Source organism: Shinella zoogloeoides, from assembly GCF_003574625.1.
GTDB classification, from domain to species: domain Bacteria; phylum Pseudomonadota; class Alphaproteobacteria; order Rhizobiales; family Rhizobiaceae; genus Shinella; species Shinella zoogloeoides_A.
The window spans coordinates 708,661-719,106 of record NZ_QNUJ01000001.1 but is presented as its reverse complement, the minus strand read 5'-3'; the positions used below and the strand labels follow the sequence as shown (position 1 = coordinate 719,106).

At 64.5% G+C, this 10,446-nt stretch carries 8 protein-coding genes and 1 pseudogene; 1 reads left to right on the top strand and 8 read right to left on the bottom strand.

All coding sequences use genetic code 11. The features are described from left to right. Positions 1-112: pseudogene (locus DSD28_RS03480) on the top strand (electron transfer flavoprotein subunit alpha/FixB family protein); the annotation flags it as partial. A 43-nt stretch (positions 113-155) separates the two neighbouring features. Here the strand turns inward: DSD28_RS03480 and DSD28_RS03475 are convergent. The 8 genes from DSD28_RS03475 to DSD28_RS03440 all read right to left on the bottom strand — a co-directional run bounded on the left by DSD28_RS03475 (position 156) and on the right by DSD28_RS03440 (position 10,333). Further along, positions 156-1,058, bottom strand: a complete 903-nt coding sequence (locus DSD28_RS03475; protein WP_119254936.1) for a LysR substrate-binding domain-containing protein — start codon at positions 1,056-1,058, stop codon at positions 156-158. 65 nt (positions 1,059-1,123) lie between these two features. Continuing rightward, on the bottom strand, positions 1,124-2,329 hold the full coding sequence (locus DSD28_RS03470) for an NAD(P)/FAD-dependent oxidoreductase (RefSeq protein ID WP_119254935.1): 1,206 nt from the start codon (positions 2,327-2,329) through the stop codon (positions 1,124-1,126). After that, positions 2,326-3,144 (bottom strand): NAD-dependent epimerase/dehydratase family protein, encoded by an 819-nt coding sequence (locus DSD28_RS03465; protein WP_119254934.1) that lies wholly within the window; start codon positions 3,142-3,144, stop codon positions 2,326-2,328. The genes DSD28_RS03470 and DSD28_RS03465 overlap by 4 nt, the downstream gene beginning before the upstream one ends. A 12-nt stretch (positions 3,145-3,156) precedes the next feature. Further along, positions 3,157-4,362 (bottom strand): pyridoxal phosphate-dependent aminotransferase, encoded by a 1,206-nt coding sequence (locus tag DSD28_RS03460; RefSeq protein ID WP_119254933.1) that lies wholly within the window; start codon positions 4,360-4,362, stop codon positions 3,157-3,159. After that, positions 4,359-5,978 carry a hydantoinase B/oxoprolinase family protein gene (locus tag DSD28_RS03455; RefSeq protein ID WP_119254932.1) on the bottom strand — a complete coding sequence of 540 codons (1,620 nt, stop codon included), beginning with the start codon at positions 5,976-5,978 and terminating at the stop codon, positions 4,359-4,361. Before DSD28_RS03455 ends, DSD28_RS03460 begins: the two co-directional genes overlap by 4 nt. Positions 5,979-5,980: 2 nt before the next feature. After that, entirely contained in the window at positions 5,981-8,059 is a 2,079-nt protein-coding gene (locus tag DSD28_RS03450; protein WP_119254931.1) for a hydantoinase/oxoprolinase family protein, read from the bottom strand. Next, complete coding sequence (locus tag DSD28_RS03445; protein WP_119254930.1) at positions 8,056-9,732, bottom strand: thiamine pyrophosphate-dependent enzyme; 1,677 nt, start codon at positions 9,730-9,732, stop codon at positions 8,056-8,058. Before DSD28_RS03445 ends, DSD28_RS03450 begins: the two co-directional genes overlap by 4 nt. Then, positions 9,722-10,333, bottom strand: a complete 612-nt coding sequence (locus DSD28_RS03440; RefSeq protein ID WP_119254929.1) for an SDR family oxidoreductase — start codon at positions 10,331-10,333, stop codon at positions 9,722-9,724. Before DSD28_RS03440 ends, DSD28_RS03445 begins: the two co-directional genes overlap by 11 nt. Between the last annotated feature and the right edge of the window lie 113 nt (positions 10,334-10,446).

Here is a 10,446-nt window from a genome sequence, read left to right as displayed (position 1 = left end):
GGTCATCGTCGCCATCAACAAGGACGAGGAGGCGCCGATCTTCCAGGTCGCAGACTACGGCCTCGTCGGTGACCTCTTCGAAATCCTCCCGGAGCTTGAGAAGGCCCTCTGAGCCGGTTGCACGAAGGGGTTCTCTCGCGCCCCTTTATGAAGCTTCACCATTGTTCGGCAGAAATCCAGTCGCAAAAGACAGAGATGATCTTTACGCGCTTATGGGCTTTCGGAACGACGAGGTAGAAGCCGGGGACGTCCTTCTTGTCCATCGTCTCGAGGATATCGATGCCGAGCGGCGCGACCAGCGTACCCGCCTCGATATCGGCGAGCGCATCGAGCTTTGAAACGAGGCCGACGCCGATGCCGGAAATGCTGCCCCTGCGCATCGTCGCGGCGTCCTGGAACTCGATCTCGCCGGCCATCTCCATCGACGGCAGGCCGAGATGCGCCAGCACCTTGCGCCAGAGGTCCCGCGCCATGACGGGATGGAGCAGCGTCATGCGGCCGAGATCGGCAGGCGAAGAGATCTGCCTCGCCAGTTCCGGCGAGCAGCAGATGATCTTCGGATCGTGCATCAGCAACCGGACATCATATTCCTTCCAGTTGCCGAAGCCCCACTGGATGGAGACGTCCACCTCGTCCGCCGCGAAGTCGCGGACATTCACCATCGTCGTCAGGCGGATATCGGCGCCGGGCATGAGCTGGCGAAAGCGCTCGAGCCGCTCCATCAGGTAGCGCGTGGCGAAATACGGGCTGACATTGATGTTGATGCGGTTGCGGTAAGTCGAATTGGTGACCCGGCGGATGCCTTCGGTAAATTCGTCGAATCCCGCCTGAATGAAATGCGAGAGGATGATCGCATGCTCGGTCGGCTCGATGACCCGCGCCTTCCGCTCGAACAACGGAACGTGCAGGGTATCCTCAAGCAACTTGATCTGCTGGCTGATGGCCTGCGGCGTGACGAGAAGCTCGTCCGCCGCGCTGCGAAACGTCCCCTGGCGCATGACGGCCCAGAAGGCGCGCAATGCATTGAGAGGGGGAAGCCGCGTATGTTGTCCAGCCAAGTCACCCTCCGGCAGGCGATTTTCAATGACGACCGGCCCCGCCGCGCGGGCGGAGCCGGCGGTCGTTATATCACAGCTTTTTCGAGGAAGGGGCGGTTCTCCACGATCCGCTCATAGCCGACTTCCGTCAGGTTCAATGTGCGATACTCGCCATAGACGATCAGCTCGGAAACGCCCCGCCCCGTTGCCGGTCCCTGCTGCAGGCCGTGGCCGGAAAACCCGTTGGCGAAGACGAAATTGCGCACCGTGGGATGGCGGCCGACGACCAGATTATGGTCCAGCGTGTTGAAGTCGTAATGACCCGCCCACTGGTTCACCACCTTGATCGCCTCGAAGGCGGGCGAGCGTTCGGCGAGCGCCGGCCAGATGATTTCCTCGAACTCTTCGTAGCGCGGCTCGAAGTCGTCCCAGTCGGCCGCCGGGTCCTCGACGGGCGCGCAGCCCGTCAGGAAGAAACGGCCTTCCGGCCGGCAGAAGACGCCGGAGGGATCGATCATCAGCGGCAGCCGCCCCTGGTTGACGCGCGCGGTCCCCTCGGGCGTGCTGGCGCAATCGAAGACGAACAGGGTGCGCTTGCGCGGCTCGACCGGAATATCGAGGCCGGCCATGCGGGCGGTGAGCGCCGCGCGGGGACCGGAGGCGTTGACGACCGTACCGGCCTTGACGACCGCGCCCGATTTCAACGTCACCGACGTCACCCGGTCGCCGTCACGGCCGATGGCCACGGCTTCGTCCGTGACATAATCGACGCCGAGCGAGCGGGCCTTGTTCTTGAAGCCGTACATCAGGCCGGTATTGTTGAACCAGCCCTCGCCGGAGCGGCCATAGGAGGCCAGTTCGATATCCGCGACATTGAGATGCGGGAAGGCGTTCGCGAGCTCGTCGCGATTCCAGAGCACGACATCTGCGCCACAGGAAACCTGCGCCTCGTGGTTCTCCCTGAGAACCTGCGCCTGCTCCGGGGTATTGGCCAGGAAAAGATAGCCGCCCGAATGGAAGCCGAGATCCGGCCTGTCGCCCTCGACCTGCATCATCTCGCCGAAATTGCGGATGACCTGCGAGCCGTACTGGCTGATCTTCACGTTGATCGGGTTGGAGAACTGCGTGCGGATCGAGGAGGACGACAGCGAGGTCGCCGCCTGCAGATAGGTCGGATCGCGCTCGATGACGAGCACCGACCCGTCGAAATCGGGATTGGCCGCAAGATAATAGGCGACGGCGGAGCCGATTACCGCGCCGCCGACGATGACGACGTCATACTGGTCTTTCATTTCGATGCCTCATCATTGGGGTGGCCGATATCGACGAACCAACCACCGAGATAAAGGGTGGACGGCGCCTTGGGATCGACCGGCGGCTTTTCCGCCTCGACACTGGCGCGGAAGCGCTCGGTATTGTCCTGCGGCACGTAGCCGAGATGGCCGGCCCTCGAATTGTCGACCGGCTTTACGGCATTGTCGGAGAGGCCGAAGCTGATCGTGTGGCCGACGCGCGGCGCCGTCAGGCTGGCGGTGACGAGGCGGATGCAATCCTCGAAGGACAGCCAGGACCAGAGCATGCGGCGATCCGCCGGCTCCGGAAAGGAGGAGAAGATGCGCAGGCACACGCTCTCCAGCCCGAACTTGTCCCAGTAGAAGCGGCTGAGCGCCTCGACGAAGCATTTGGAAACGCCGTAGAGGCTATCGGGCCGCACCGGCGCATCCGTATCGATATGGCCTTCAAGCGTGTGATAGCCGATCGCATGGACCGAAGAAGCGTAGACGACGCGCTTGACGCCGTACTTCCGCGCGGCTTCATAAATGTGGTAGCTGCCACGGATATTGGCGTCGAGGATATCTTCCCAAGGGCGTTCCAGCGGCACGCCGCCGAAATGCACGATGGCGTCGACGCCCTCGACCGCCTTCATCACGGCGGCCTCGTCGGCGAGATCGAAGACCATCGCCTCTTCGTTCGGCTGAATATCCTTGATTTCCGCGACATCCGCGAGCCGCAGCCGGTCGGCCAGCGGCGCGAGGCCGCGGCGCAGTTCCGTGCCGAGACGGCCGGCCGCCCCCGTGATCAGGATGGTCTTGTAGGGTTTGGACATTCTTCCTTCCAATCAGAATTCGAGTTTGGAAACGGCTTCACCGATACGCTTCACCGCCTCGGCCAGAACCCCGTCGGAGGTCGCGGTGGAGATGCGGAAGAACGGCGACAGGCCATAGGCCGTGCCGGGAACGGCCGCCACATGGCCCTCGTCGAGAAGATACTTCGCGACCGCGACATCGTCTTCCAGCGTCTTCCCGGCCGGCGTCTTCGCGCCGATCAGCGCGGCGCAGCCGATATAGGCGTAGAAGGCGCCCTCCGGCGGGTCGAGGCTCAGCGCGTTGATCTTCGCGATGCCCTCGACAACGAGGTTGCGGCGGCGCTCGAAGGCGGTGCGAAACTCGGCGACACAGTCCTGCGGCCCCTCCAGCGCCGCCCTCGCCGCGATCTGCGCCGGAGCCGAGACGGAGGTGCAGGACTGGCTCTGGATCGTCGCCATCGCCTTGATCAGGTCCCTCGGACCTGCGGCATAGCCGACGCGCCAGCCGGTCATGGCATAGGCCTTGGACATGCCGTTGACGATCAGCGAACGGTCGCGCAATTCCGGGCAGGCCGCACCGAAGGAGACGAAGCTGCGCCCGTCGAAGAGGATGTGCTCGTAGATCTCGTCCGAGAGGATCATGACCTTGGGGTACTTCGCCAGCACCGCGCCAAGCGCCTTCAACTGCGCCTCGGTATAGACCGCACCGGAGGGATTGCCCGGCATGTTGAGGAACAGCCAGCGGGTCTTGTCCGTGAGCGCCGCCTCCAGCACTTCCGGCGTCAGGCGAAAGCCGTTTTCCGCCGGGCAGGCCGGCGTGACCGGCACGCCGCCGAAAAGCTTCACCATTTCCGGATAGGAGACGAAGTATGGCGCGGGCAGGATCGCCTCGTCGCCCTCCTCCACCGTCGCCATCAGCGCATTGAAGATGATCTGCTTGGCGCCGTTGGCGACCGCGATCTCGTCGATGGCATAGTCGAGGCCGTTCTCGCGTTTGAACTTGGCGACGATCGCCTTGCGAAGCTCCACCGTGCCGAGCGAGGCGGTGTAGAGCATGCGCTCCTTGCGCGCCGCCGCGAAGGCGGCCTCGGTAATGTGGGCGGGGGCCGGAAAATCCGGCTCACCGAGGCCGAGGTCGATCACGTCGACACCGGTGGCCGCCAGATCCTTGGCGGCCTGCGAAACGGCCATGGAGGCGGACGGTTTGACGGCGGAAAGCCGGCTGGCGATATGGCTCATTGCTTCTTCTCCGTCACATAGCCCTTGGAAAGATCTTCGACCGTTGCCTCGGCCGAGCGCTCGGCGGGGTTTCCAAAGCCGCCGCCGCCGGGCAGTTCCAGCACCAGCTTGCGGCCTGCCGGCACGTGCTGCCAGCCCTTCGGCCGCAGCTTCGTGCCGTCATCGAGCCTGGCCGAACCGGGTGCTCCGTCTTCGCCGCCGTCGCGCCCGCGCGGCGGGGTCGCGATGCGGTCGAACATGGCCGAGAAATCGAACTCATGGCCTTCGGCCGGCGCGATCTCGATGATCTGGCCGAGGCCACCGCGATATTTGCCGGCACCGCCGGAATCGGGGCGCAACTCCTTGCGCCAGACGACGATGGGGCCGGTATGCTCGGTCGCCTCGATCGGCATCGTATGGACGCCCGAGGGGAAGGCGGTCGAAGACAGGCCGTCGATGCCCGGGCGCGCGCCCATGCCGCCCGAGTTGAACATCAGCACCTCGGCACGGCGGCCGGCGGAGCCTGCAACCGGCCGGGCCGAAATATGGATGTTCCACAGGGCGGCCGCGCCTTCGGCGAGAATCTGGCCGGGCAGCGCCTTGGCGAGCGCGCCGAGAACGAGATCCGGCACCATATGGCCGATGACGTGGCGCACCGAAACCGGGGCCGGCCGCTCGGCATTCAGGATATTGGTCGGCGACGACACGTTGAAGGCGGCAAGGGACGCCGCATTGTTCGGGATATCGGGCGCGACCACGCATTTCAGTGCGTAGCAGGCATAGGCCTTGGTATAGATCAGCGGCACGTTGATGCCCCAACGACTCATCGCGTCCGTGCCGGAGAAATCGACATTGACGCCCGTGTCGGTGATCGAGACTTCGGCCGCGAGCCTGATCGGCACGTCATAGCCGTCCGTCAGCATGTCATTCGTCCACGCGCCCTTCGGCAGGCCGGCGATACGCTCCATCGTCGCCGCATGCGTACGCGACAGGATGAAGTCGCCGAGCGTGTCGAGATTGTCGTAGCCGACCTCGACCAGCATCTCGATCAGCCGCTTGTGGCCGACGTCGTTGCAGGCGGCGAGCGAATAGAAGTCGCCGATCACCTGGTTCGGCTCGCGCACATTGAGGCGCAGGATCTTCAGGAGATCCTTGTTCACCACGCCGCGCTCGGCGAATTTCATGATCGGAATCTGGATGCCTTCCTCATAGACCGACTTGCCGTCCGCCCCGAAGCCGCGACCGCCGACATCGACCACATGCGCCGTGCAGGCGAAGAAGCCGATCAGCTCCTCGCCCTTGAAGGAGGGCGAGACCATGGTGATGTCGTGCAGGTGGCCGGTGCCCTTCCATGGGTCGTTGGTCACATAGGTATCGCCCGGATACATTTCCTCGCGCGGAATTTCGGCGATGAAATGCAGCACCGCTTCGGCCATGGTGTTGACGTGGCCGGGCGTGCCGGTGACGGCCTGGGCAAGCATCTCGCCCCTGGCGTTGTAGACGCCGGCCGAAAGGTCGCCCGCCTCGCGGACGGAAGTGGAAAACGCGGTGCGCAGCAGCGTCAGCGCCTGCTCCTCGACCACCGAGATCAGGCGGTTCCACATGACCTGCATGCGAATTTCATTGATATCGCTCATGATCAGTGACCCTTGCGCACGAGAAGAATGGTGCCGTCGATCTGGATGACGGCATCGAACGGCGACGTGACGATGGTGGAGGTTTCCCGCTCGACGATGACGGCGGGGCCGGTTACCCGCGCGCCCGGCGACAGCGTATCGCGCGGCACGATCGCCGTCTCCAGCGCCTTGCCCGACGCGGGATCGAAGACCGCTCTCGTCACGGGCACGGATGCGACGACACCGTCCGTTTCAAGGGTGAAGCGCTCGCCTTCGGGGCGAACGTCCTGCGCCTTTACCGACCAGGTGACGAATTCGATTTCCGGGCCTTCGACCGCACGGCCGAAGAACTGGGCATAGCGCTCCTTGAAGGCAGCCTCGATCATTGCGGTATCCGCCGCCGTGAAGGCACGATCGGGCAGCGCCACGGGAATCTCCCAGCCTTGGCCGGCATAACGCATGAAGGCGGTGATCTCGCGCACGATCGCGCCATCCGTTCCGGCGCGCACGAAGCCTTCGGCGGTCGCCTTCAGGTCGTCGAGCATGGTGTTCACCGCGCCGGCATCGAATTTCGACAGGCGCATGATCTTGGAGGCCAGCGCTTCATAGCCGAACGGCGCCTTGAGGAAGCCGATGGCCGAGCCCACGCCCGCGCCCTGCGGGATGAGGCACTGGTCGACGCCGAGCTTCTCGCAGAGCCGGGCGGCATGCAGGGGAGCTGCGCCGCCGAAGGCGATCATGATGTTTTCCGAGATGGTCTTGCCGTTCTCGACGGCATGGACACGCGCCGCATTGGCCATGTTCTCGTCCACCACCTCGACGATGCCGAAGGCGGCGGCTTCGGTCGCCAGCTTCAGCCTGTCGCCGACATCGCGCGCGATTGCCGCGCTGGCATTGTCGACCGAAAGCCTGATCTTGCCGCCGGCGAAATTGTCGGGGTCGAGCTTGCCGAGCACGAGGTCCGCATCGGTGATCGCCGGGCGTTCGCCGCCGCGCTGGTAGCAGGCCGGGCCCGGTTCCGAAGCTGCGGATTCAGGGCCGGCCTGGATGCGGCCCATGGCATCGACCCAGGCGATGGAACCGCCGCCGGCGCCGATCTCGATCATCTCGATCACCGGAATGGAGATCGGCATGCCCGACCCCTTGCAGAAGCGATAGGTGCGCGCAACCTCGAAAGTGCGCGCGGTATGCGGCTGATAGTCCTCGATGAGGCAGATCTTCGCCGTCGTGCCGCCCATGTCGTAGGAGACGACGCGCTCGAGGCTGAAGCGGCGGGCGATATCGGCGGCAAAGATCGCCCCGCCCGCCGGGCCGGATTCGACGAGTCGCACCGGAAACTCCGAGGCCGTTTCCACCGAGATGAGGCCGCCGCCGGAATGAATCATGAAGACCGGGCAATCCGCGCCCATCTCCTTCAGCCTCACCTGCAGGCGCGAGAGATAGTCTGCCATCTGCGGGCGCACATAGGCATTGGCGCAGACCGTGTTGAAGCGCTCGAACTCGCGCATCTGCGGCGAGACTTCCGACGAGATCGAGATCGGGATCGAGAGTTTTCTCGACAGGATTTCGCGGGCGCGCTCCTCGTGCCGCGGATTCATGTAGGAATGGATGAAGCCGATGGCGACGGCCCCGAAGCCGCGTTCCGCGATGACGTCCGCCAGAGCCTCCAGCGCCGCCTCATCGAGCGGCTGAAGCTCCCTGCCCTGTGCATCAATGCGGCCCTTGACCGGGAAGCGATCCTCGCGCGGGATCAGCGGCTTCGGCAGGACGAGGCTGAGATCGTATTGCTCGAAACGGTTTTCCGTGCGCATCTCGATGACGTCGCGGAAGCCTTCCGTCGTCACCAGCGCGGTTTTGGCGCCACGACGTTCGATAAGCGCGTTCGTGGCGAGCGTCGTGCCGTGGATGACGATGTCGATATCCTTCGGCGCGATCCCCGCATCCCGCACCACGATCTCGATGCCGTCGAGGATCGCCTGCTCGGGGGCCGCATAATTGGTCAGCACCTTCGTGGAGAAGAGCTTGCCCCGCACATCGAGCGCGATGTCGGTAAAGGTCCCGCCGATATCGGCACCGAGGCGAATGTCGTGACGCTGTGTCATGCGGTTTCCTTTGCAGAAAGTGCTGCCTTGCGCATTTGGCTCAGCGTCTGGCGAGGGGTCAACGCCTCAGGTGAAATAGCGAGGTCGAGGAGAGCACCGGTCTTCGATGCGCGAGCGCGCTCGAAAGCGGCGGCGAAGTCCGCCGTCGATTCCACCCGCTCGGCATGGAAGCCATAGGCTTTCGCCAGCGCGACGAAATCGGGATTGACCATCGTGGTGCCGGAAACGCGTTCCGGATAATGCCGCTCCTGATGGGCGCGGATCGTGCCGTAGATGCCGTTGTTGAGCAGCAGGATGATCGGCTGCGCCCCATGCTGAAGGGCGGTCGCCAGCTCCTGGCAGTTCATCTGGAAATCACCGTCGCCGGCAAAACAGACGACCGTGCGCTCGGGATGGGCGACCTTTGCGGCCACGGCCGCCGGCACGCCATAGCCCATCGCGCCCGATTGCGGAGCGAGAAGCCGCGCCTTCGGCCCGAACCTGAAGAACTTGTTGGGCCAGACCGTGAAGTTGCCCGCGCCGTTGGTCAGGATCACGTCCTCCGGCAGGACGTCGTTCAGCAGCGCCGTGACCTTGCCCATGTCGACGGGCGACGGCAAGTCGGGGAGGTCGAAGCCCTTCTCATAGGCGGCACGCCCCTTGGCCCGCCATTCCGCCCATCCGCCCTTGACGGGCTCCAGCGCGCCGAGCGCATGCGCGAAGGCGTTCGGGCCGGCGTGAATGCCGAGCGCCGGCCGATAGACCTTGCCGATTTCAAGGTCCGAGCCGTGGACGTGGATGATCTGCTGGCGGGGCTGCGGAACGTCGAACAGCGTGTAGCCGTCCGTGGAATTCTCCCCGAAACGGTTGTTGATGGCGAGGATGACATCGGCCTCGCGCAGCAGTTCCTTGACGGAGGCGACCATCCCGACCCCGGCCTCGCCGCAGAAGGTCGGCGAGGTGTTGTCATACTGATCCTGATAGCGGAAGACGGAAACGACCGGAATGTCGGATGCCTCGGCGAACCGCTGGACGGCGGCCATGGAGCCCTCGGCCCAGTTGCAGCCGCCATAGAGAACGACGGGGCGCTTAGCGCCTTCCAGCATCTCCCGCACGCGTAGCATGCCCGCGGCCGACGGCGCGGGTTCGGCGATCTCCACGGGACCGGACAGCGGCGCGGCCGCGGTGAGCGAAGTCAGCATATCCTCTGGCAGGGCGATGACGATCGGGCCGGGACGACCCGAGACGGCAAGCGTCCAGGCACGAGAAAGGATTTCCGGGATGCGCTCGACCTGGTCGATCTCGACCGCCCATTTCGCCATGGTGCCGAAGACGGCCTTGTAGTCCACTTCCTGGAAGGCTTCCCGGCCCTTCATGTCGGTCCCGACCTGGCCCACGAAAAGGATCATGGGCGCGGAATCCTGCATCGCCGTATGCACGCCGATCGAGGCATTGGTGGCGCCCGGACCACGGGTCACGAAGCAGATACCCGGCTGGCCGGTCAGCTTGCCGTAGGCCGCCGCCATGAATGCCGCCCCGCCCTCATTGCGGCACAGAACGTAGTCGAGGCGTCCGCCCGTGTCGTGCAGCGCATCGAGCACCGCGAGATAGCTTTCCCCCGGCACCCCGAAGCTCTTCGTCGCGCCCAGCGCCAGGAGGCACTCGACGAGCAGCTGCCCTCCATTACGTTCCATGTCCGTATTCCTGTCGTTCGATGAATTGAGATTGAAAGCCGCCCGTTGACAGCAGCGAAAGGACCTGCGGCCCCAAATGCTGGAACGGCGGCTCTCCCAAGGAAAGGCGATGAACGGATACGCCGCTGCCCCGGGTTTCATCGGCAAGCGCGCGCGAAAACCCGTCGATCGCCCCAGCGACGGTCCGTTCGATCGCACCATTCGCGTTACTGCCATCCAGGGAGAGCATCACGAACGCACCGCGGCCGCGCTCGATCATCGAGGGCAGGACGGCGCGCGTGACATGCAGCATGGCGGACAGATTGACTTCAAGAGCCATGTCGATGTCCGCCTCCGCAAGACCGAGAAAACGGTTCTCTTCGGGCCAGCGGAGCGCAGCATGGACGAGGACATCGGTTTCGAGGCCTTCCGCAACGGAGCGGACATATTCGCGATCCGTCAGATCCATGGCCAGCGGCACGATCCCGTGTTCGCCGCGCATCTCATCGAGCGCGACCCGATCACGACCGAGCGCGTGCACTTCCCAGCCTACTTTTGCAAGCGAAGTGGCGATCGCGCGTCCGGGAGCACGCGTCGCCCCCGTGACAAGTGCTTTCGTCATCACACGATTCCCATGAGGCAAGTCAGAAGATGCCTGCACAGGCCATCGGCTTAAACGAAGAAATTGGCACCCTTAGACAAGTTCTTCTTGTGTCCCGACGGCAACATGCGTTC

Bases quoted from the DNA above. Each gene is read 5' to 3' on its own strand.
- DSD28_RS03470 (WP_119254935.1), bottom strand. From the start codon at position 2,329: ATGAAAGACCAGTATGACGTCGTCATCGTCGGCGGCGCGGTAATCGGC.
- DSD28_RS03465 (WP_119254934.1), bottom strand. From the start codon at position 3,144: ATGTCCAAACCCTACAAGACCATCCTGATCACGGGGGCGGCCGGCCGT.
- DSD28_RS03460 (WP_119254933.1), bottom strand. From the start codon at position 4,362: ATGAGCCATATCGCCAGCCGGCTTTCCGCCGTCAAACCGTCCGCCTCC.
- DSD28_RS03455 (WP_119254932.1), bottom strand. From the start codon at position 5,978: ATGAGCGATATCAATGAAATTCGCATGCAGGTCATGTGGAACCGCCTG.
- DSD28_RS03450 (WP_119254931.1), bottom strand. From the start codon at position 8,059: ATGACACAGCGTCACGACATTCGCCTCGGTGCCGATATCGGCGGGACC.
- DSD28_RS03445 (WP_119254930.1), bottom strand. From the start codon at position 9,732: ATGGAACGTAATGGAGGGCAGCTGCTCGTCGAGTGCCTCCTGGCGCTG.
- DSD28_RS03440 (WP_119254929.1), bottom strand. From the start codon at position 10,333: ATGACGAAAGCACTTGTCACGGGGGCGACGCGTGCTCCCGGACGCGCG.